General features: G+C 64.2%; 13 protein-coding genes. 8 read left to right on the plus strand and 5 right to left on the minus strand.

The window, feature by feature from the left end; genetic code table 11:
* Nucleotides 1–40: 40 nt before the first annotated feature.
* The 5 genes from hemA to HZB49_RS08510 all read right to left on the minus strand — a co-directional run bounded on the left by hemA (nt 41) and on the right by HZB49_RS08510 (nt 12259).
* Nucleotides 41–1315 (minus strand): 5-aminolevulinate synthase, encoded by a 1275-nt coding sequence (gene hemA, locus HZB49_RS08490; RefSeq protein ID WP_291610080.1) that lies wholly within the window; start codon nt 1313–1315, stop codon nt 41–43.
* 34 nt (nt 1316–1349) lie between these two features.
* Entirely contained in the window at nt 1350–4415 is a 3066-nt protein-coding gene (locus HZB49_RS08495; RefSeq protein WP_291610083.1) for a hypothetical protein, read from the minus strand.
* A gap of 148 nt (nt 4416–4563) precedes the next feature.
* Nucleotides 4564–9663: a hypothetical protein gene (locus HZB49_RS08500; protein ID WP_291610084.1), complete on the minus strand. Its 5100-nt coding sequence runs from the start codon at nt 9661–9663 to the stop codon at nt 4564–4566.
* Nucleotides 9664–10089: 426 nt separating this feature from the next.
* Complete coding sequence (locus HZB49_RS08505) at nt 10090–11445, minus strand: cytochrome c3 family protein (RefSeq protein WP_291610086.1); 1356 nt, start codon at nt 11443–11445, stop codon at nt 10090–10092.
* Between the two features lie 13 nt (nt 11446–11458).
* Nucleotides 11459–12259: a pyridine nucleotide-disulfide oxidoreductase gene (locus HZB49_RS08510; RefSeq protein WP_291610088.1), complete on the minus strand. Its 801-nt coding sequence runs from the start codon at nt 12257–12259 to the stop codon at nt 11459–11461.
* Between the two features lie 328 nt (nt 12260–12587).
* Here HZB49_RS08510 and HZB49_RS08515 point away from each other — a divergent pair, with 328 nt between their 5' ends.
* The 8 genes from HZB49_RS08515 (at nt 12588) to HZB49_RS08550 (ending at nt 22201) form a co-directional block, all read left to right on the plus strand.
* A complete protein-coding gene (locus tag HZB49_RS08515) occupies nt 12588–13889 on the plus strand; it encodes an NAD(P)-binding domain-containing protein (protein WP_291610090.1) in 1302 nt (433 codons plus the stop codon).
* Nucleotides 13890–13935: 46 nt separating this feature from the next.
* Nucleotides 13936–15540, plus strand: a complete 1605-nt coding sequence (locus HZB49_RS08520) for an ankyrin repeat domain-containing protein (RefSeq protein ID WP_291610091.1) — start codon at nt 13936–13938, stop codon at nt 15538–15540.
* Nucleotides 15541–15784: 244 nt separating this feature from the next.
* Entirely contained in the window at nt 15785–17764 is a 1980-nt protein-coding gene (locus tag HZB49_RS08525; RefSeq protein WP_291611152.1) for a heme lyase CcmF/NrfE family subunit, read from the plus strand.
* A 9-nt stretch (nt 17765–17773) separates the two neighbouring features.
* A complete protein-coding gene (locus HZB49_RS08530) occupies nt 17774–18310 on the plus strand; it encodes a DsbE family thiol:disulfide interchange protein (protein ID WP_291610093.1) in 537 nt (178 codons plus the stop codon).
* Nucleotides 18311–18354: 44 nt separating this feature from the next.
* Nucleotides 18355–18813 carry a cytochrome c-type biogenesis protein gene (locus tag HZB49_RS08535; RefSeq protein WP_291611154.1) on the plus strand — a complete coding sequence of 153 codons (459 nt, stop codon included), beginning with the start codon at nt 18355–18357 and terminating at the stop codon, nt 18811–18813.
* The gene (gene ccmI, locus HZB49_RS08540) at nt 18810–20123 is read left to right on the plus strand and encodes a c-type cytochrome biogenesis protein CcmI (protein ID WP_291610095.1); all 1314 of its coding nucleotides are present in this window, start codon (nt 18810–18812) and stop codon (nt 20121–20123) included. Before HZB49_RS08535 ends, ccmI begins: the two co-directional genes overlap by 4 nt.
* A 4-nt stretch (nt 20124–20127) precedes the next feature.
* Nucleotides 20128–20847 (plus strand): response regulator transcription factor, encoded by a 720-nt coding sequence (locus HZB49_RS08545; RefSeq protein WP_291610097.1) that lies wholly within the window; start codon nt 20128–20130, stop codon nt 20845–20847.
* Between the two features lie 4 nt (nt 20848–20851).
* On the plus strand, nt 20852–22201 hold the full coding sequence (locus HZB49_RS08550; RefSeq protein ID WP_291610099.1) for a HAMP domain-containing sensor histidine kinase: 1350 nt from the start codon (nt 20852–20854) through the stop codon (nt 22199–22201).
* The last annotated feature ends 277 nt before the right edge of the window (nt 22202–22478 follow it).

The following is a 22478-nucleotide window of genomic DNA, read 5'->3' on the forward strand; positions in this document are numbered from 1 at the left end:
AGCTGCAGCAGGCAACACGCGTGAAGCCCGACATGCCCCTTCACCCGCGAAGGGCTCGATCGGTGTCCTCGCATCGCGGCCGGGGCAGCCCGAGTTCGTCCCAAACATCCAGGAGGGCGCCCACGAGGCGATCGGTCAACGCATCATCGTGCAATGGCGACGGCGTGATCCGCAGGCGCTCCGAGCCCCGCGGCACGGTCGGGTAGTTGATCGGCTGGATGTAGATGCCGTGATAATAGAGCAGCAGATCGGAAGCCATCTTGCATGCCCCGGGATCGCCGACATGCAAGGGCACGATGTGGCTGTCGCCCGGCATTAGCGGCAGGCGGGCGGATCGCAGCGCCGATCTGAGCCGCGCGGCGCGATCCTGGTGGCGGTCTCTCTCCCATTGCGATGTCTTCAAATGCCGGATGGCGGCCGTTGCCGCCGCGCAGATCGGCGGCGGCAGGGCGGTGGTGAAGATGAAGCCCGGCGCATGGGAGCGTACGGCATCGATCACATTGGCGTTGGCGGCGATGTATCCGCCGAGGCAGCCGAAGGCTTTCGCGAGCGTCCCCTCGATGATGTCGATGCGCCGCATCGCGCCGTCGCGCTCGGCAATTCCGCCGCCGCGGGGCCCGTACATGCCGACGGCGTGAACCTCGTCGACATAGGTCAGCGCGCCGTAGCGCTCGGCGAGATCGCAGATGCGATGCAGCGGGGCGACGTCGCCATCCATCGAATAGAGGCTTTCGCACAGGATCAGCTTTGGTCGGCCGGGGGGCGCCGCTCGAAGCAATTGTTCGAGATGATCGACATCGTTGTGACGCCAGACCTGCCTTGCCGTTCCCGCCTTGCGCACCCCTTCGATCATCGAGTTGTGGTTGAGCGCATCCGAGAGCAGGAGGCAGTCGGGCAGCAGCTTCGCGATCGTGGAAATGCCGGTTTCGTTGGCGACGTAGCCGGAAGTGAAGACGAGCGCCGCTTCTTTCTCATGCAAGTCGGCCAGCTCGTGCTCCAGCTCGATCAGCGAATGGTTGGTGCCGGCAATGTTGCGCGTTCCGCCGGCGCCGGTACCCATGCGCGAGGCTGCGTCCATCATCGCGCCGACGACCTTCGGATGCTGGGCCATGCCGAGATAGTCGTTCGAGCACCAGATCACGACCTCGCGCGGACCATTGGGCGAATGCCAGATCGCCAGCGGAAACCGGCCCGCCAGCCGCTCGAGGTCGGCAAAGACACGATAGCGGCGCTCCTCGCGGAGCTGGTTCAGGGCGCGCTCGAAGAAGACATCGTAGTCGCGGGTCGACAACGGCGACTTGACGTGAAGGTTCATGGCGAAACCGCTCCGTTTCCTTGCATGCTTTCGATCAGTTGAACTGGTAGCTCCCCTGGACATAAACGCCGTAGCGGTCGGTCGTGTATTTCAGGAGCTGGTTGAATGAATCGACGGCCTCGGTGTTCAAGTGCCACCACCGCCCGCCGACACCGATGGCGAGGCCGTTTGCAAACCGGTACTTCAGCACGGTTTCGGCCTGAAAACCGGAACCGTGACCGCTGGCGGGATCGCGGCCGAACGTCAGATAATGAATGTCGGTGGCATGCTGCGACGTCCACGCATAGGCGATCTCGCCCTGCCAGTTCAGCCTGCCCCACAGCCGGGCATCGACGGCAATGCCGGCGCGGCCCGTTTCCCAGCGGTCCTGCTCGGTGACGACCTTCAGGGTCGACGGCAGCGCCGGGGTGCAGATCAACGGATTGCCGCCGATCTGGCGGCAACCCCTTGCGTCGACCGTCTCCTGCCAGTGATGGAATCCGACGAAGGCGCCGAACCGCAGCCCGTCGATCTGGAAGACATTGTAGCCGAGATCGATGCTCGCATAATGCAGCTGCCCGCTCGCACTGCTCGATGTCATCGAATAGGGATCGACGAAGGGCACATAATCCTCGTCGAAGAGCTTGCCGCCGGCGATCTTCCCGCCGCCGACATAGCCCTTCAGGAACATGTTGGCGAACGGACCATCGAGCCCGTCGACCCTGAAGAAAGCTTCGCCGGAATGCCCGGTCAGTCCGCCGTAGCTCAGGCGCGATACGCGGACCGAAGGTGTCGGGTCGGCGAAGTAGTCGTAGCGGTTCTTCGCCGAGCTGAGCCAGTAGCGCAGCCCGCCCTCGAAGGCGTAGTAGGGCAGGGCCGACCCGGGCGCTTTCAGCAGCGGTTCGGAACCGGGGTTCTGGCCGGCGGCCCGCATGGCCCCCGGTTGCGCCCACGCGCAGCTGACGGCCGCGCCACGGCAATTCGTCAGGCCTTCGGTGCCGAAGTCGCGGCGGATTCCGATCGTCGCGAAGATATCCCTGGTGACTGATTTCACGCCGGCCAGCGAGCCGTCCATGTATTTGTAGCCGATCTCGGTCTCGAAACTCAGGTCCTTCGACCAGAGATAATTGACGAGGAACGACGGCAGGATCGTCGTCTCCTTGAGGTCGGTGTTGACGCCGGTCCTGTATCCAAGCCGTAGCCGCGGGCTGACCGACAGGTCGGGTGTGACCGGATAGCGGGTATTGAGGTCGACTACGTAGACCCTGGAATCAGACAGGTTTGCATAGCGCAGCGCTGCCATGAACAGGTCCCCGGGCTTGAAAATGCTGTTGCCGGTGAGCTGCGTCGACAGATAGTACTCGAGGCCGCTCGCCGGTGTGCCGTCCACACCTCCCGAAGGCAACGTTCCGGTCAGATGCGTCACCGTCGCGTCGCCGCCGATCTGAAATCTCTCACTGATGGGCCGCGAGTAGCTGACCATGGCGGATTCGAAGGTCGGCGTGCGGTCGATCGCGAATTGCCTGATTTCGGCTGCCGTATTGAACTTCATCATGTCGTAGAGCGTCAGGAAAGGCTGCCCCTGCAGGGCATTCCAGGTCGAGAGGAAGGGAACCTTGCGATAGTCGAGCGCGGTGTTGATGACCGACTTGTCATCCAGCGTGTAGGTGCCGGAGAAGATTGCCGCGTTGAGCCGCTGGAAGTGAACGTCGTAGTCGATCGTCCCGAGCGCCGATTTGTTTATGTCGAAATATCGAAACTCGGCGCCGATCGCCTGACGGTCGATCATGCTGCGATCATACTGCGTGATGGCATACAGCGTCGTGTCCAACACCCCGAATACCTTCCCGAAATCGACGCTGGCGCCATAGAGCGTCTTGTCGTTGAGAAACGGCGCGTCGAAGCGGCTCCAGTTCGGCGAGCCGGCCAGAATGTTGAAGCGTACGGCGGGACTGTACATCCAGCTCAGCACGGCGCCGTCGAAGCGGCCGATCACGCCTCCGGTGTTGCGCGATTGCCGGCCGATGCTGGCCGTCAGGTCGTAGTCCTTGATGGTGTAGTCGAGCTGGGCCGTCGAGACACCGATCTTGTTGATCCCGGAATCGATCCGGTATTCGTCGGTGAGCGCAAGCTTGAACTTGGTCCTGACCTGGTCGTTGTCGGATGTTCCGAACATGTCGTAGTTCGTCAGCAGCGAGTTCTGATGCGAGCGGTGCGCGTCCGGGTCGGCATTCGGGTTCGGTGCGGTCGAGATGTCCTTGACCGTGCTGGTGCTGTCGTTGGTGATGTAGAACACCGACGCGCTTCCGGAGATCGACCAGCGTGTCTCGCCGGTCGGCGCCATCTTCTTCAGCTCGGCCGCAGTCGCCGGCGTGCCGAGCTGGCCGATGAGCTTGTCGGGCGCAGCACCTGCGGCGGTCAGCATTCCCGCCAGTCGCTGCCTGACCCGTTCGCTGCCTTCGCCGCTCGGATATCTGCGCAGATAGTCCTCGTATTCGACCCTCGCATCCGCGGTCTGTCCGGACTTCTGCAGTGCCACGCCGAGCAGTTCCTGGGCCTCGGCGCTCGATCGGTTCTCCGGGTATTTCAGGACCCTTCGCAGCAGTGTTGTCGCGCCCGCAAAGTTGCCTTTCCTGATCGCGGCGCGCGCCTCGTCCATCGAGGCTTCGATTACCCTGACATCGCCCTCCCTGAGCTTTCCGGCTCGACCGGCTCCATCGCGCGCGGGGGCTGCAAAGCCGCCAATCTTGCAGGCCGCCGCGGCTCCCTTCTTTGCAATCACGATGACGACCGACTCGAAGCTGCCGGACTGCACAACCTGATAGGACGTCGGACGCGCGAAGAGCACGTGAAGCACGGGACCGTCGGCCTCATCGAGCCCGACGAAGACCGACTGGATGCCTGCGGCAGCAGTATTTTCGACCCTCACTCCCTCGCGACGGGCCAGACGCCGCCCGACACCGGCATCCCGGTCGATGAGCTGGAGCGCGACACGCAGCTGATCACCGCGATCCGGCGGAAAATGGCCGAGATAGCGAACGCGGACGTGGAAATTCACGCGAAGCATGCTGCAATTGCCCGATGTCATCAGGTCGGCATTCGACACGAACTGATCGATCACGGGTTGCGCCTGCGTCCATGTGATTGGAAGCACGGATGCGAGCAGGAGCGCGCCGAAAAGCGCCGCACCCGCTCGCCTCAGCGCTTGCGAAGATGACGCCGATGCGCCGCGTGGCCTTTGGCCTATGGGGAGCAGGATACGCACGCGATCACCATCCACTGCCGTTGACGCGATGCGCTTTCGGACGGCGGGTCTGGATCGTCGTCAGAGATCTGTCGGTGTAGACATGGCAGGCGCCGGTGCAGTCCTTGAGTTCAGCCACCGTGTAGTTCATCGGCACGGGCTTCAGATACTTGGCGTGCTGCTGCGGCCGGAATTCCGCGGCGTGGCAGCCGGCGCAATCGGGCTTGTAGGCGGCGAACTTCCAGGCAACGACCTGCGAGTTGCCGCTGTGGCACTGGCCGCAGGCGATGGACGCGCCATGATTTGGATAGGCCGCGGACATGTGCCGATAGGTGGCCGAAGCCCAGCTCACGGTGCGGTGACAGCTGTCGCACGGCAGGCTCGTAACGAGGTGCTTCGGTCCCTTGCCGGTCGCAGAGCCGCCGTTGTGGCAATTGGCGCAGGGTACGGTCGTTGCACTGTGGTCGAAGCGTGCGCCGCCGAATGTCACCGTGCTCTTGTGACAGGTTTCGCACGCTGCATTGGTCGTGACGTGCCGGGCGGGCTTGCCGAGCGCCATTGTGCCGTTGTGGCAGGTGGCACAAGCGGCCGTCGTTCCGGTGTGGCTGAACCGCGCGCCGGCGAACGTCACCGTGCTCTTGTGGCAGGTCTCGCACGGTGCATTGGTTGCAACATGCCGTGCCGGCTTGCCGAGCGCCATTGTTCCGTTGTGGCAAGTGGCGCACGCGGCGGTCGTTCCGGTGTGGCTGAACCGCGCGCCGGCGAAGGTCGCCGTGCTCTTGTGGCAGCTCTCGCACGGCGCGCTGGTTGCGACGTGCCGCGCCGGCTTGCCGATCGCCATCGTTCCGTTGTGGCAGCTGGCGCATGCTGCGGTCGCACCGCTGTGGGTGAACCGCGCGCCGGCGAACGTCACCGTGCTCTTGTGGCAGGTCTCGCAAGGCGCGTTGGTCGCGACGTGCCGCGCCGGCTTGCCGATCGCCTTCGAGCCGTCGTGGCAAGATGCACATCGCCCGAACGCCGTGGCGTGGTTGAATCTCGCAAGGCCCGATGACGGACCGGCCGGCGGCAGTCCGGGCCTGAATTCCCCGATCTGGGGAATTGCAGGCGCCGCGCCCGGTTGCGTCGCCGGCGAGTTGATTGCCGGATTCCGGGTGGCAGTCTCTCCAGCCGGCCGCGGGCTCGGCGCGACCGATGGAGTGGCGAGCCCGGGCGTGGCCGTGGCCGACGGCGTGGCGGAGGGGGCCGACTTCGGCGCCCCCGGTACGACTGGAGCAACCTTGGCGAAGTTCGAGGTGCCCGGAACAGCCGCGGCCGACGGTGCTGTCGGAGTTGTCGCCGACGGAGCAAACTCCGCGGCCGACACCGGCTTGCTGTTGAAAAGAACACTTGCAGAAGGGCTCGGCGAGGCTGGCGTGACGACCGGCGCAGGCCTGGCTTGCGGTGATGGAGTTGCCTGCGCCTGGGGCTGCGTAGCGGCGGCCGTCGACGGGCCAGGCTGGGGAGCGGTGCTGCCCGATCCTGTCACGGAACGCACGACCGTGGTGACCGCCGTCACCGCGGACTGCATCGCCGATTTGACGACCGCCATGGTTGTCGATTTCGTTGCCGGCGCCAGTGCCTTGGCTGTCGTGGCGCAGCCGGCTGCGGGCTTCTGCGTCTTGTCCCAGCTCGTGAACGTCGTTGCCGCCTGGACGTGGCAGCAGCCGCAGTCCTGCGATTTTGCGCCGTGATCCGGTCCCTGCGCCCCTTTGGTTCCCTGACTCCTGTAGGCGCCGTTGTGGCAGGTGTCGCAGCGGATGGCGTGGACCGCGGCATGCGACATCGTGTAGGTCGCAAAACTTGTCGCGCTGTTCTTGTGGCAATTGCTGCACTGGACGCCGGTCACCGGGATGTGCGGCGGAGTCGTCATTCCCTTTGCAGTGCTGCCGTTGTGGCAACTCGAGCAGTTGGTGTCCGTCGCCGCATGCGCAAACGTGCCGCCGCTCCAGCTGGTGTATCCACCGCTGGCCGCCTTGGCGTGGCAACTGACGCAGTCCCTGCCGCTGGTGGCGACGTGTCCGGGATAGGAGGCGGTGCCGAAGGCGCCCTTGGTGCCCTGCGAGGTGTAGGAACCGTTGTGGCAGGAGTCGCAGCGGCTCGCGCTCACCGCTGAATGCGACATGGTATAGGTGGTGAAGTTGGCCGCGGTGTTGCTGTGGCAGCTGCTGCACTGGATGCCGGTCACCGGGATGTGCGGTGGGGTCGTCAGTCCCTTTGCGGTCTTGCCGTTGTGACAGCTGGAGCAGTTGGTGTCCGTCGCTGCATGGGCGAAGGTGCCACCGCTCCAACTCGAGTATCCGCCGCTGGCTGCCTTGGTGTGGCAGCTGGCGCAATCCTTGCCAGCGGTGACGACGTGGCCGGGATAGGACGCGGTGCCGAAGGCACCCTTGGTGCCCTGCGAGGTGTAGGAACCGTTGTGGCAGGAATCGCAGCGGCTCGCGCTCACCGCTGAATGCGACATGGTGTAGGTGGTGAAGCTCGCCGCGGTGTTGCTGTGACAGCTGCTGCACTGGACGCCGGTCACCGGTATATGTGGTGGCGTCGTCAGTCCCTTTGCGGTCTTGCCGTTGTGGCAGCTCGAGCAGTTGGTGTCGGTCGCCGCATGCGCAAAAGTGCCGCCGCTCCAGCTGGCAAAACCACCGCTCGCTGCCTTGGCGTGGCAGCTGACGCAATCCTTGCCGTTGGTCGCGACATGTCCGGGGTAGGAGGCGGTGCCGAAGGCACCCTTGGTGCCCTGCGAGGTGTAGGAACCATTGTGGCAGGAATCGCATCGCGCAGCCGCGACCGCCGTGTGGCTCATGGTGTAGGCGGTGAAGCTCGCCGCCGTGTTGCTGTGGCAGCTGCTGCACTGGACACCGGTCACCGGGATGTGCGGCGGAGTCGTCAGTCCGTTTGCGGTCTTGCCGTTGTGACAGCTCGAACAGTTGGTGTCCGTCGCCGCATGCGCAAACGTGCCGCCGCTCCAACTCGAGTATCCGCCGCTGGCGGCCTTGGCGTGACAGCTGACGCAGTCCTTGCCGTTGGTCGCCACGTGTCCGGGATAGGACGCGGTGCCGAAGGCGCCCTTGGTGCCTTGCGAGGTGTAGGAACCGTTGTGGCAGGAATCGCAGCGCGCAGCGGCGACTGCCGTGTGGCTCATGGTGTAGGTGGTGAAGCTCGTCGCCGTGTTGCTGTGGCAGCTGCTGCACTGGACACCGGTCACCGGGATGTGCGGCGGGGTCGTCATGCCGGTCGCGCTCTTGCCATTGTGGCAGCTCGAACAGTTGGTGTCGCCCGCCGCATGGGCGAAGGTGCCGCCGCTCCAGCTGGCAAAGCCGCTGCTCGCCGCCTTGGCGTGACAGCTGACGCAGTCCTTGCCACCGGTGGCGACGTGTCCGGGGTAGGAGGCGGTGCCAAGGGCACCCTTCGTGCCTTGCGAGGCGTAGGAACCGTTGTGGCAGGAATCGCAGCGCGCCGCCGCGACTGCGGTGTGCGACATGGTGTAGGTGGTGAAGCTCGCCGCCGTGTTGCTGTGGCAGCTGCTGCACTGGACGCCGGTCACCGGGATATGCGGCGGAGTCGTCAGTCCCTTTGCGGTGCTGCCGTTGTGGCAGTTCGAACAGTTGGTATCTCCCGCCGCATGCGCAAATGTGCCGCCGCTCCAGCTGGCAAAACCACCGCTGGCTGCCTTGGCGTGACAGCTGACGCAATCCTTGCCACCGGTCGCCACGTGGCCGGGATAGGAGGCGGTGCCGTAAGCTCCTTTGGTGCCTTGCGATGTGTAGGAGCCGTTATGGCAGGAGTCGCATCGCGCAGCCGCGACCGCCGTGTGCGACATGGTGTAGGTGGTGAAGCTCGCCGCAGTGTTGCTGTGGCAGCTGCTGCACTGGACACCGGTCACCGGGATATGGGGTGGCGTCGTCAGTCCCTTTGCGCTCTTGCCGTTGTGGCAGCTGGAGCAGTTGGTGTCGGTCGCCGCATGCGCAAACGTGCCGCCGCTCCAGCTGGCAAAGCCGCCGCTGGCGGCCTTGGCATGACAGCTGACGCAATCCTTGCCACCGGTCGCGACGTGTCCGGGATAGGACGCGGTGCCGAAGGCACCCTTGGTGCCCTGCGAGGTGTAGGAGCCGTTGTGGCAGGAATCGCATCGCGCAGCGGCGACTGCGGTATGCGACATGGTATAGGTGGTGAAGCTGGCCGCCGTGTTGCTGTGGCAGCTGCTGCACTGGATGCCGGTCACCGGGATATGTGGTGGCGTCGTCAGTCCCTTTGCAGTCTTGCCGTTGTGGCAGCTCGAACAGTTGGTGTCGCCCGCCGCATGCGCAAAGGTGCCGCCGCTCCAGCTGGCAAAACCACCGCTGGCGGCGTTGGTGTGGCAGCTGACGCAGTCCTTGCCGCTGGTGGTGACGTGTCCTGGATAGGACGCGGTGCCGAAGGCACCCTTGGTGCCCTGCGAGGTGTAGGAACCGTTGTGGCAGGAATCGCAGCGCGCAGTGGCGACAGCCGTGTGCGACATGGTATAGGTGGTGAAGCTCGCCGCGGTGTTGCTGTGGCAGCTGCTGCACTGGACACCGGTCACCGGGATGTGCGGCGGGGTCGTCAGTCCCTTCGCGGTGGTGCCGTTGTGACAGCTGGAGCAGTCGGTGGAGAACCCGGTGTGATCCATCCGCGCTTTCGTGCGGAAACTCGCCGTGGTCCTGTGACAGGACTCGCAGGGGGCGGCGGTCGCCAGATGCGTCGGTGGTTTCCCGATCGCCTTCCTGCCGTCGTGGCAGGCCGCACAGGGGGCCGTCGCCTGCGTATGGTCGATGACACGGATGTCGTTCCACACCGTCGTCTGATGACAGCCTTCGCACCGCGACGTCGTTTTCGGATGGCTTGGCGAACGGCCCGAGGTCAGCGCGCCGTTGTGGCAGCTGGCGCACTGGGTGGGAGTCGCCTTGAAGCGTCCGCCGACGTGACACGACTCGCATGGCGCCGTGCGGTGGCTGCCGGTGAGGGGATATCCGGTCGCGAAGTGGTCGAATGACGCCTGCGCCTGCACGGCATGGATTGCGACGAGCAATAGCCCGCAAGCAACGACTGTGCCCCCGGCCAGGGTGCGCAATCGACGCATCCAGCGCGCCAGTTTACTGCAGTAATCGTCCAACCCATGCTCCAATGCTTCAAATCGACCCATTTCCGGTGATGCGCGAATCGCTTTTCCGGATCCGCGTGGAGCGGCGCTACGCCTGCCGAGCCCCCGCGATTCCTTCGCTCCCTTTCTGCGCGTCACCGCGCGGCGCATCTTCGAGCCCGGCGAAATCATTTCGTCTGTGCGGGCGCGACCTGCTGGAAGGAGAGCTGAAAGCTGGCCGAAACGACGGCGAATCTGACTCGGAGCTGAACGCTTTGCCGCGTTTGCGCAACACGGGCGGAATAAACGCCCGCTGCTGCCTGCGTTATGCAGACGTGGCGATCGCAAGGTATTTTTGTGACATTTGGAAATGCCGCCGGGCGGGGCGGCAAACCGGGCGCTCGGAACGAATCTCAGTCAGTTCCTGATGTTGAGTTTGCGCCAACCGGTCGCAACATGGCATCGCTCGCAATCCTGGCCGAACGCGCCCCGGTGCACGTCAGCGCCGAGGTGGCAGCTGACGCAATTGGTTGCGAGCCTGAGATTGGGCGGCGACTTCGCCTTGTGACAGGCTTCGCACATCAACCGCTCATGGGCCCCGACCAGCGGAAATCTCGTCTGTCGCGCATGGTCGAAGCGCCAGCGAGCCCAGCCGTTCGGATTGTGGCAATTGCCGCAGGCCGTCCCCAATCGCCCTTGATGAAAATCCTTGTGGCACTTCTCGCAGGCAACGGGCGTATCCTTGTATGCGGGCGTGCGATGGCATTCCTCGCAGGCAACCGAGGCATGCAGTCCGATCAAGGGAAAGCGCGTCAGCTCATGATCGAATGACAGGTTCTTCCGCCAATCCGTGACGTTGTGACATCGCTCGCACCGCTCTCCCAGCCGGCCCTTGTGCGGATCCTGCTTGCGATGACAGGAGACGCAGGTCGTTGCGAGCTTGTCCCGGTAGAGATGGCCGGTGTGGCAGGTGTCGCATCCGACCCTGGCATGTCCGCCGCGCAGCGGAAACTTCGTCTTGTCGTGATTGAAATGCGAAGTCTTCCAGCTGTTCTGGTCGTGACAGGTCTCGCATTTGTCGCCATAGCGGTCGGCATGAATGTCCTGCAGCCGGTGGCATGACACGCAGGATGACGGCAGGTCCTTGTAGAGCTGGCCGGCATGGCAGGTCGCACAGGCGACCTTCCTGTGCGCGCCCTGGAGAGGGAACTTCGTCTTGCCGTGATCGAACGGCTTTGTCTCACGCCATTTCGTGGCGGTATGGCAATTGTCGCAACGCTCTCCCAGCCGGCCCTGATGCGGGTCGACCTTCCTGTGGCAATCGAAACAGATCGAAGACGTCTTGCGAAAGCTCTTCTTCTCAGCATGGCATCCGTCGCACGGTACGCGCTTGTGCGCGTCGACCAGCCTGAAATTCGTCTGATCGTGGTCGAATGTCTCGCGATCGAGCTGATTGATGTCGGCGCCGCGTCCCTTGTGTTCGGTGTGGCACTGGTTGCATTGCAATGTCGAGGCTCTGCGCTCCCGCCCGTGAAATCCCTTGTTCCGGGCGCGGTCGTCCGAGATTTCCTTGTGACAGTCGAGGCAGAGTCTTGTCTGCGAATGTCGTGAGAACGGCTCGTGGCATTTCGCGCATTGCGATTCGAGCTTGGCATGACCTTCCACCAGAGGGCCCGGCATCACCAGCTTCTCGATCAGGGACTGCGATATCGCCTGTCCCTGGAGCGCCAGCAAGACGCCTGCAATGACGAAAGTCGCCGCGTGCCGCTTCAACGCCGCATCTCCATCAATACTGGTGAACGGCCCAGACGTGAATGAGGCCGGTTGCCAGCATCAGGAAGAACAGAGGCAGGTGCAGCACGTGCCAGAGCGCGAAAAGCCGCTCGTAGAACGCGAGCTCGGCTGCCTTCAGCACCGCTTCCGAATAGAGCGTCACGAGCTCCACGATCCGTTGCTGCCTCGCGCGCCGTTGACGCCGGGACCAGCCGGATGTCCTTGCCTCGATACGGATGAGCCGGTTTGCCTCCGATAGAAGGCGGGCGCGGATCCGCCGTGCCCGCACCGCCAGCACCGCGCCGCCCCAAAGGCTCGTCAGCACGCTGGCTCGTACCTCACTGGCGATGCCGTCGCTGAACGCGTTCAACTCGCGCGAGACGAGGACTCCCACCTTCTCGTCGCCGAACTGGTGCTTGAGGTTGTCGGCTTCGGCGAGCAGCTCCCTTGCCCGGGCTCTGCTGCCGTGGAGGCCCATATGAATCTTGCCGTAGATGAACTTGCCGACGACGCCGCTGAAGGCGACGATCAGCATCGAGAACAGTGCAACGTTGCTGTTCAGCGGACCAAGCCGGAAGTTGGAATGGAACAGGATCAGCAGGGGCCCGGTCACCCCGAGCAGCATGTGGGTGCGGAACCAGAATCGCACCGAGCCGATTGGGCGGGCCGCCTTGAAGCGCTTGCGGAACGAATAGAGGAGCAGGCAGAGCATCGCGGTGCTGCCCGCGATTCCGAGCCAATAGCCGGGCCCGGCTTTCGGCGTGAGATATTCCTCGCCGCTCGCGAACCATCCTGCGGCGGCGATCAGCGCCACCAGCACAGCTGCGGCTGCGGGAAATGTGCGAGCGACCGGAAGCGCCGTGCGCGCCAGGCCGGTGGCGCCGGAAGATCTGGAAACAGAGAGGCCTGCGATCGACAAGTTTCATCGCCCCCGCGATTGTCATGATGGATTTTCCGGTCACCCTGAACAGCAGATGAGTCCGCATTACGTCCAATTTTCGGCACGAGAACGCAGGCAAGGAGCCTTATTTCCGCCAATGGCGGCCGGATAGGGTTGCGCATTCGGGCAGCGGCAACGCGTTGCGGCGTGCGGAGAGTCTTTCGAGTGTGTGTCGCCGCTTGTCCGGCGACGAGAGCAGGCCATGGCTATCGACGTCGTCATTGTCTACGCCGTGCCAATGCTCGCGGTCTGGGCCACCTATATCGTCGCGCGAAGGCGGGTCGAACGCCGCAGCATCGCCAGGCGCGCTGCTGCAAGAGAATCCGGATTGATGGAGCCGGCCTCGCTGCATCCGGTGATCGATCCGGCCCGGTGCATCGGTTGCGCATCATGCGTCAGAGCCTGCCCGGAAGGCGACATTCTCGGGATCATCGACGGCAAGGCGGAACTCGTGGAGCCGTCGCACTGCATCGGTCACGGCGCGTGCAAAGCTGCCTGTCCGGCGAATGCGATCACGCTTGTGTTCGGCACGGCGACGCGGGGAATCGATATTCCCAATGTCGACGAGAACTTCCAGACCAATGTTCCCGGCATGTTCATCGCGGGCGAACTGGGCGGAATGGGACTGGTTCGCAACGCGATCGAGCAGGGGCGTCAGGCGATCGAGGCCGTCGGGAAGATGGAGAAGGCGGACAAGCCGGACTTGCTCGATGTGGTCATCGTCGGCTGCGGACCTGCGGGATTTTCAGCAAGCCTCGCAGCGATGCAGCACAAGCTCCGCTTTGTCACGCTGGAGCAGGAATCCTTCGGCGGCACCGTCGCACATTTCCCCCGCGGCAAGCTGGTCATGACAGCGCCGTTCACGCTTCCGCTCGCCGGCAAGTTCAGCTTCACCGAATTGAGCAAAGAGGAGTTGATCGGCCTGTTTCAGGACATCGCCGGCAAGAGCGGGCTGACGGTCAAGACCGGCGAGCGCGTCGAAGCGGTGACGCGCGTCGATGGGGGTTTCGAGGTGAAGACTGGACGCGCCGCCTACAGGTCGCGCGCCGTCCTGCTGACCATCGGGCGGCGCGGCACGCCGCGCAGGCTCGATGTTCCCGGCGAAGAGCAGCCGAAGGTCGTCTATCGGCTGGTCGATCCCGAGCAGTACAGGGGACAGCATGTGCTCGTCGTCGGCGGCGGCGACGCCGCACTGGAAGCTGCCTGCGACATCGCCGAACAACCCGATACGGTGGTGACGCTGTCCCACCGCAGCGAATCCTTCAACCGGGCGAAGCCGAAGAACCGCGAACGGATCGCGGCTGCCGAGAAATCGGGACGGCTCAAGGTGTTGTTGTCGTCCTCCGTCAAGCGCATCGGCGCCGACGACGTCGAGCTGGAAGTCGCGAACGCGCCCCTGGCGATCGAGAATGACGCCGTGATCGGATGCCTCGGCGGCATATTGCCGACGGCTTTTCTTCAAAGCATCGGGATTGAGGTCGAAACCAAATATGGCACGGCTTGACGCAACAGGAGCCGTCGTTCCGCCGAGCGCTTTGGGGGGACGGACGATGGATCGCGGAGATCGGCGGCGCAGCGGGCTGCTTCGTGCTTTCGCCGGCCTTGCCATCATCTTGCTGGTTGCGTTCGACGCTCCGTATCGGGATCGCGCATATGCGGGTCAATCGCAACAGGGCGCCGTCGTCTCGCCATCGGGTGCAGTGAACGATGCGGAACCGGCAGAAGGCGGAGCGCAACTGGATACCGACGCCGGTCGACCGGTCAACGAGGCCATCCGGCTCGGCCAGTACGACACGGCACTGCGGTTGCTCATGCGCTCGGCGCGTGCGGGCGACGCCGATGCCCAGTACCGGCTTGCCTCGTTCTATCGCTCCGGCCTCGGAACCAGGCCGGACTCCGCGCAGGCATTCAGATGGATGAAGTCCAGCGCCGAAGCGGGCCACACCAAGGCTCAGTATAATGTGGCGACCATGTATCTCGCCGCGCGCGGCACGGCCTTCGATCCGGACAAGGCGCAGGAGTGGCTTCGCAAGGCCTCGGCTGCCGGTTATGCGCCGGCGAAGAGGATGCTCGCCGATATGGCAGCTCGTCCTCCCGAGCCGCCGCAAAGATCGTCGCCTGCCGCCGGACGAAGCCCTGCCGATCGGCCGTCGACGAATGCGGCACTGAAGGGCGCGCCGCAAATCGCCTCCCGCAACGGCCAGGCAGCAGTTATCGATGCGACCTTGCGGGGCCAGGTCGGTCCTTTGCGCGACCTGGTCGATGCGGGCGCCGATGTCAACGTCACCAACAACGAGGGCAATGCGGCCCTCGCCATCGCTGCATCCGCGGGGCAATCGCAGCTTGTCGACCTGCTTCTGTCGGCCGGCGCGGTCCTCGATGCGCGTAACCTGGCAGGCGAGACCGCGCTGATGCTTGCTGCGCGCGAGGGTCATTCCGACATCGTGAAGATGCTGCTTGCGAAGGGAGCGGATGCCTTCGTGAAGGCGGCAAACGGCGCGACGCCGGTCTCGATTGCGGTGAACAGCTGCAATGCAGATACCGTGTCTATCTTTGTCAGGCGGTCCGGAGGCCTGCTGCCGATTCGCGATGACGGAAGAACACTGCTCATGATGGCGGCGGGCTCTTGTCCCCAACCCGTCGTCGAGCTGCTTGCCACCGACCAGGCCACGATCAACGCTGTCGACGGGCAGCGGCGTACCGCACTCTGGCACGCAGCCGACCGCGGCAACCTGACGGCCATGCACGTCCTGGTTCGCAAGGGCGCCGACCTGCGTCTGGCGGATGCCGACGGCATGACGCCGTTCCTGAAGGCACTCGAGACCGGCAACGCGGACACCACACGGTACCTGCTGGAGCGCGGGGCCGACTCCAGGGCGGCAACGTCGAATGGAAACACGCCGCTCATTCTGGCGACACAGGCCGGCATGGCCGACGTGGTCCGGACATTGCTGGAGCGGCGGGCCGATCCAAATGCCCGAAACACCCGCGGCATCAGCCCCCTGATGATGGCCGCTTATGAAGGACACACGGAGATTGCGCGGATACTGATCGCGGGCGGCGCTGACAAGAACCTCAGAAACAAGAAGCGGGAAACCGCCGCCGATCTAGCCGCAACGAGCGGTCATGCCGAGATCGGCAAGCTGCTGCAATGAGCGGCTTTACATGGTGCGCACACATCGTCGGGATACGGATGCAGAAGCAGGGTAGCAAGCGACGGGAAATATAGTGCGGATGGTCGCCGACAAGATTTCGAAACATCGGCATCAGGATAATAACGAATTGCCGATCGATTAATGCCTCATTTGCAATCTCCTTTCGCAAGCGGCCACAACGCAATCAATGGCGATCGCGTGGGAGTGCCGGGTCCAGAGTGGTTGCGGTCGGGGGGACCAGGAAATGGCGGCAGAGGCCGGATCGTTCGCGCTTGTGCTGGCGCTGTTCATTTCGCTCGCGCAGTCGATCGTCCCGTTCGCCGGGACGCGGCGCCATGAAGCGGCGATTGCCGCATTTGTCCGGCAGGCCGCCCTGGGTCAGTTGCTGTTCATCGCGATCGCGTTCGGTTGCCTGACGTATGCGTTCGTGACGTCGGACTTTTCCGTGCGCCTTGTCGCCGCCAATTCACACACGCTGAAGCCGCTGATCTACAAGATTTCCGGCGTGTGGGGAAACCACGAAGGCTCGATGCTGCTGTGGGTCCTCATCTTGGCGCTGTTCGGCGCCGCCGTCGCGCTGTTCGGAGACAACTTGCCTGACCGGCTGCAAGCCAATGTGCTCGGCATCCATGGCATGACCGGCCTCGGCTTCCTCATCTTCGTTGTGGCAACGTCGAATCCGTTCGCGCGCCTGATCGATCCGCCGCCCGACGGCAACGGTCTCAACCCGATCCTCCAGGATCCGGGGCTCGCGATACATCCGCCGTTCCTTTATCTGGGTTATGTCGGATTTTCGATGGCGTTTTCCTTTTCCGTTGCCGCATTGATCGATGGAAAAGTGGACGCGTGCTGGGCGCGCTGGGTGCGGCCCTGGGTGCTCGCCGCCTGGTGCTTTCTCACGATCGGCATCACGCTTGGCAGCGCTTGGGCCTACTACACGCTGGGCTGGGGCGGCTGGTGGTTCTGGGATCCCGTCGAGAACGCGTCCTTCATGCCCTGGATTGTGGGCACCGCATTGCTGCATTCGGCCCTGGTCGTGGAGCGGCGCAACGCGCTGATGAGCTGGACCATCCTGCTCGGCATCCTGACGTTCTCGCTGAGCCTGATCGGAACTTTCCTCGTTCGATCCGGCGTGTTGACCAGCGTTCATTCCTTCGCCCAGGACCCGGCGCGCGGCGCCTTTATTCTCGCTTTGATCCTGATTGCCTCCGGCGGCGGGTTGACGCTGTTTGCAATCCGCGCGCCGAGCCTCAGGCAGGGCGCTCCCTTTGCACCGGTCAGCCGTGAGGGCGGCCTGACCCTCAACAACACCTTGCTCGTGGCCGCGGCTGCAACGGTGTTCATCGGCACGTTCTATCCGCTGGTCATCGACATGCTGGGTAATGACAAGATCTCGGTCGGTCCGCCCTACTACAACATGACGTTCGTCCCGATCATGGTGCCGCTTCTGCTGGCGATGCCGGTCGGTGCAATCCTCAAATGGAAGCGCGATAACCTTGCCGAGGCGCTGTCGCGGCTAAAATACCCCGCCTATGCGAGCCTGCTGGTCGGGATCGCCCTGCTGGGAATTTTCCTGGGGCGGCAGGCGATTGTCGCCTTCTTTTTGGGGCTGGCTGCCTGGCTCGTCCTGGGTTCGCTCGCTGCGCTCGCGCTTCGTCTTCGTCTTGGCAGTGTATCCCTGGATACGTCGCTCAGGCTTGCCCGCACTGCGCCACTGGCCTTCTACGGACTGATTATCGCGCATGCCGGCATGGGCGTGACCGTTGCCGGCATCACCGGCATGACAGCGTGGGCCACGGAGAAGATCGAGATGCTGCGGCCCGGGGAGGGGCTTGAGCTCTCCGGCTTCAATCTTCGCCTGCGGTCAGTCGCCGACGTCGCCGGACCGAATTACGACGCGGAGCGGGGCATTTTCGATATCTCCCGCAATGGACGCCCCATCGCCGAGTTGCACAGCGAGCGCCGCTTCTATCCCGTTCGGCAGCAACAGACGACCTCCGCAGGCATCCGGACAAATCTGCTTTCAAATCTCTACGTCACCCTGGGCGACGCCGATGGCAAGGGGGCGTGGGCCGTGAGATTCTACTACCACCCGTTCATGCCGCTGGTCTGGATCGGCGCGTTGGCGATGGCATTGGGCGGATTCGTCTCGCTTGCCGACCGCAGGCTTCGCGTCGGCGCACCGCAGCGGTCGTTCCAGCTGGCCGCCGCTCCCGCCGAATAGGATCGCGACATGCCGCGCCTTCAATATCTCTTGCCGATGGCAGCCTTCGTTCCGCTCATCGCCGGACTCGCTTTCAGCCTCGGCCTCGATCATCGCTCGCTGCCGTCGACATTGATCGATCGGCCGACGCCGGCCTTCAGCCTCGGCGCGCTCGACGGCGCGCGCGAAGGGCTTTCAAGCGCGGACCTCAGGGGGCGCGTGACGCTGCTCAACGTGTTCGCCTCATGGTGTGCCGGCTGCCGCGCCGAACATCCGGTGCTCATGAGGCTCGCGGCGGCTAACGAGCTTCCGATCTATGGGCTGAACTGGAAGGACAGGCGCACCGACGGTATCCGCTGGCTTGCAGCGAACAAGAGCCCGTATGCCCGCGTCGGGCTGGATGAGTCCGGGCGGACCGGGATCGACCTCGGAGTGACCGGTGTCCCCGAGACGTTCGTGATCGATCGCTCCGGCCGGATCCGTTACCGCTATCCCGGTCCTCTCACGGAGGAAGTGTGGCGCGAGTTGTTCGAGCCCTTGTTGAAGAGTTTGCGGGGCGAGCCATGATGCGAATGCACAAAGGCCGGCTGGCAACACTGTTCGGTATCGCCATGGGATGGCTCGTCGTAGCGACGGTGCCCTGCAGCGCGGTGCTGCCCGACGAGATGTTGCAGGATGCGGCACTCGAAGCACGCGCTCGCGCGCTCAGCCAGGAACTGCGCTGCGTCGTGTGCCAGAATCAAAGCATCGATGATTCCAATGCGCCGCTCGCCCGCGACCTGCGCGTTCTGCTCCGCGAGAGACTGTCGACCGGCGACAGCGATCGGCAGGCGGTCGATTTCATCGTGGCGCGCTATGGCAACTTCGTGCTGCTGAGACCGCCGCTCCAATGGAACACGTTGCTGCTCTGGATCGGGCCGCTTCTCATGTTGTTGATCGCATGCCTCGGATTCGGTCGCTATGTCCGGGCATCTGCGGCCAGGTTTGCCGGCGCAGAATCCTCGCCGCAGTTGAGCGACAAGGATCTGGAGCGCGTCCAGGCGATCCTTGAGGATGGGAGCTCCGCATGATGCTCTGGCTTGTCTTCACATCGATGATCGCCGTTGCAGCGGTGCTGGTTGCAACGCCGTTCATTCGCAGGTTCGAGCGGGTGCGGCTGGAATCTGCCGGGAATCTCGCCGTCTATCGCGATCAACTGCGGCAGGTCGAGAGTGACGTCGCACTGGGCGTCATCGATCCCGCGCAGGCCGAAGCGGCGGGTCTGGAGATCAAGCGCAAGATTCTTGCCGTTGGCCGGGCAGACGAGCCGGGGAGGTCGCCTCTTAGCCAGGCAGAGCGGAAGTTTGCGCTGACGGTGGTGACATCCATCGTGATCTTCGGATCGATCCTCTTGTATGCGATTGTCGGAAGCCCGGAGTTGCCGTCGACGTTGCCGGCGCAGGTGCGGCTCGAGCAACCGCCGGCCCCGCGGCGTTCGGCGGAGGCGGCGGCACAGCCGCAGGGATCGACGGCCGTCGAAGCGCTGGCCTCGCGAGCCGCGGCTCAGCCCCAGGCGGGGCTCGCCTCGGTCGATGAAATGATACAGCGGGTGGAGGCACGACTGCAGCGCAGCGCACAGGATGCCGACGGCTGGCGCATGCTGGGCTGGGCCTATTTCAGCATCGAGCGTTTCACCGACGCCGCGAATGCCTATTCCAGGGCGGTCGAGCTGCGTCCCGACTCCGCCGAGTACCGAAGCGCTCGCGGCGAGGCGCTTGTCAGGGGCGCGGATGGGACCGTGACTGCCCCGGCGAGGAAGGATTTTGACGAAGCGGTGAAGCTTGATCCGAAGGATGCGCGCGCCCGCTTCTTCATCGGTCTTGCGAAAGAGCAGGCCGGCGACAGGCAGGCTGCACTCGCTGACTGGAGCAAGCTGCTCGCGGAATCGGATGCGGCGGAACCCTGGCTTCCCGACCTGAGGGAACGCGTGGCCGAGCTGCAGCGCGAGCTGGCAGGCGCAAACACCGGCTCTTTGCCGACAAGACCGGACCTATCGGCAGACGCTCTGCGCGAGTTCCTGCAGTCCGAGAAATCGAAGCAGCGTGCGGCCGAAGCGCCCCGCCGCGAGCCCGGTCCCGAAGACGTCCGCAACGCCGGGAACATGGCGCCTCAGGATCGGGCAGCCATGATCCGGGGCATGGTCGAGGGGCTTGCAAGCCGGCTGGAGCAACAGCCGCGTGACGCCGAGGGCTGGATCAAGCTGGTGCGCTCGCGCGTCGTTCTTGGCGAGGCGGAGCTCGCCGACAAATCGCTCAGGCGGGCGCTTTCTGTGTTTTCCGAAGATGGGCCTGAACGCACGCAGATCGTCGATGCCGCCAGGCAGCTGGGGCTCAAGCCATGAGGGCATGATCGGGAAGCAGGATTCTTGGGAATTTTCTTGCAGCTATTGGCAACGCAACGGGGTGATTACCATTCGGATTCTTTTGGTGGAAGATGAGGCCGTATTCGCGCAACGGATCAGGGCAAACCTGACCGAGGCCGGATTCGTTACCGACCATGCGGCCGATGGAAACAAGGGTTGGATCCTGGGCGATACCCAGGCCTATGACGCCGCGATCCTCGATCTCGGCCTGCCGGCGCTTTCGGGCCTCGATATCCTGAAGCGATGGCGGCACGCGGGAAGCCGTCTCCCCGTCCTGATCCTGACCGGGCGCAGCGGCTGGGTCGAGCGGGTCAATGGGCTGAACGCGGGCGCCGACGACTACCTTGAAAAGCCGTTTCAGACCCAGGAACTCGTGGCGCGTCTCCGGGCCTTGCTGCGGAGATCGTCGGGCATGGCCGACCCCACCATCCGGTGCGGCGAACTCGAACTCGACACGACGACCGGCGTGGCGAGGAAAGCCGGCCGCAGCGTCGACCTCACCGCGCTCGAGTTGCGCATCCTCGAATACCTCATGCATCGCACCGAGCGCTTCGTGTCCCAGAGCGAGCTGCGGGACCACATCTACTCCGTCGAAGAGACGAGGGACACCAACGCAGTCGAAGTCCATATCGCGCGGCTACGAAAGAAGCTTGGCCGGGGGATCATCCGAACGGCCAGGGGGATGGGATACCGCATCGGATAGACCAATGTTGCGCCGGAATTTCCGCACCCGCTTGATTGTCGGGGCCGCACTCTGGATCGTTGTCGGACAGTGCATCACCGGGTTGATTCTTGCCTCGATGATGCGCGGCGTCGTCATTTCCCAGCTCGATCACGATTTGAGGGATCACACGGACGAGATCGCGGGTCTCGTCGATATCGACGAGCAGCGCGCGCCTGTCGTCCTGCGGGAGATCAGTGACGCGCGGTTCCGCCCTGCGCGATCCGGTTTCTACTGGCAGGTCCAGCAGCAAAGCGGCGCGACGCTGCGTTCGGCTTCCCTGCAGGAATCACTGTTCCTCCCCGATGGCCCGAGTTCGGCGGTTTCGCAGCCGGCCATTGTCGAAGGACCGACCGGCTCGATGCGATTGATGACGAAGCTTGTTCATCTGCATCAGCTGAACGAGCCGGTCGAGGTCCGGGTCGGCGCCGACGAGCGATTGATCGACGAGGAGATGGCCCGATTCCATTTGTCGCTGACCGCATCGCTCGGCATCATCGGACTCGGACTCTTTGCCGCCGCCTATATCCAGATCGCCTACGGCCTGCAGCCGTTGACGCGCATCCGCCACGCGGTCGCCGCGGTCCGCTCCGGCCGGACGCAACAGCTTCCCGTCGACCTGCCGGCGGAGGTCATGCCCCTGGTCATGGAGTTGAACGCGGTGATCTCCGCAAACCAGAGCATGGTGGAGCGCGCCCGCGTGCTCGCCGGTAACTTCGCCCACGCGCTGAAGATGCCGCTTGCAATCCTGACCGAGGAAGCCAGGGAGCTGAGGCGGCGGGGCCATGCCGGGACGGCGGATGTGCTGTTCGAGCAGTGTTCGCGCCTGACCCTTCTCATCGATTACCAGACGGCGCGCGCCCGCGCCTCCGCAGTGGCAAACACCGGAGCGTCGTCGGACCCTGCGAAGATCATCCGCGACGTGATCGGCGCCTGCGCCCGGTTACACGGCAACGGCACCAAGCGCTTCACCTTCGACGGACCGTCGGACCTTGTCGTTGCATGCGACCCCAACGACCTGACCGAGATGATCGGAAACCTGGTCGACAATGCCGGCAAATGGTCGCGCGCGCATGTTGCGGTGACGCTGATCGATTTCGGGGACGTTGTGCAAATCGCCGTCGAGGACGACGGACCGGGAATTCCGGCCGAACACCGCGAAGCCGTGTTCGGCGTCGGGATGCGGGTCGACGAGGACAAGCCGGGCACGGGATTGGGCCTGGCCATCGCCTATGACCTTGCAACCCTGTATGGCGGCCGGCTCTGGATCGAGACGTCGCATCTTGGCGGAGCGGCAGTGAACGTCACACTGACGAAGATCGCGGATATTTGCTGAGCCGGAGCAACCACTTGCAGCGGGAATTTGCGGCTCTGGGAACGATCTCGGACAATAAGTGACTGTTATCGAGAGGTATTTGCAGCGTGAGGCAAAGTAGCGACACACACCGAAACGCCGAATTGGGCCGCGAGGGGCGCGAGGGGCGGGTCGGGAGCCTTGATGCAGCTCAAGCGGCCCCGGGGTGGCAGCGGATAATCGTTAAGCAGAAAGAATAGATAAGCGAGCAGCCATCACGGCCGGCCCGCTCGATCTTCAAGTCTCGCCATGGCACCGC

The sequence above is a fragment of the Bradyrhizobium sp. genome (assembly GCF_016219575.1).
GTDB lineage: Bacteria > Pseudomonadota > Alphaproteobacteria > Rhizobiales > Xanthobacteraceae > Bradyrhizobium.

Excerpts from the sequence above, each read along its gene's own strand:
- hemA (WP_291610080.1), bottom strand. The coding sequence starts at position 1,315 with ATGAACCTTCACGTCAAGTCGCCGTTGTCGACCCGCGACTACGATGTC.
- HZB49_RS08515 (WP_291610090.1), top strand. The coding sequence starts at position 12,588 with ATGGCTATCGACGTCGTCATTGTCTACGCCGTGCCAATGCTCGCGGTC.
- HZB49_RS08520 (WP_291610091.1), top strand. The coding sequence starts at position 13,936 with ATGGATCGCGGAGATCGGCGGCGCAGCGGGCTGCTTCGTGCTTTCGCC.
- HZB49_RS08525 (WP_291611152.1), top strand. The coding sequence starts at position 15,785 with ATGGCGGCAGAGGCCGGATCGTTCGCGCTTGTGCTGGCGCTGTTCATT.
- HZB49_RS08530 (WP_291610093.1), top strand. The coding sequence starts at position 17,774 with ATGCCGCGCCTTCAATATCTCTTGCCGATGGCAGCCTTCGTTCCGCTC.
- HZB49_RS08535 (WP_291611154.1), top strand. The coding sequence starts at position 18,355 with ATGGGATGGCTCGTCGTAGCGACGGTGCCCTGCAGCGCGGTGCTGCCC.
- ccmI (WP_291610095.1), top strand. The coding sequence starts at position 18,810 with ATGATGCTCTGGCTTGTCTTCACATCGATGATCGCCGTTGCAGCGGTG.
- HZB49_RS08545 (WP_291610097.1), top strand. The coding sequence starts at position 20,128 with ATGATCGGGAAGCAGGATTCTTGGGAATTTTCTTGCAGCTATTGGCAA.
- HZB49_RS08550 (WP_291610099.1), top strand. The coding sequence starts at position 20,852 with ATGTTGCGCCGGAATTTCCGCACCCGCTTGATTGTCGGGGCCGCACTC.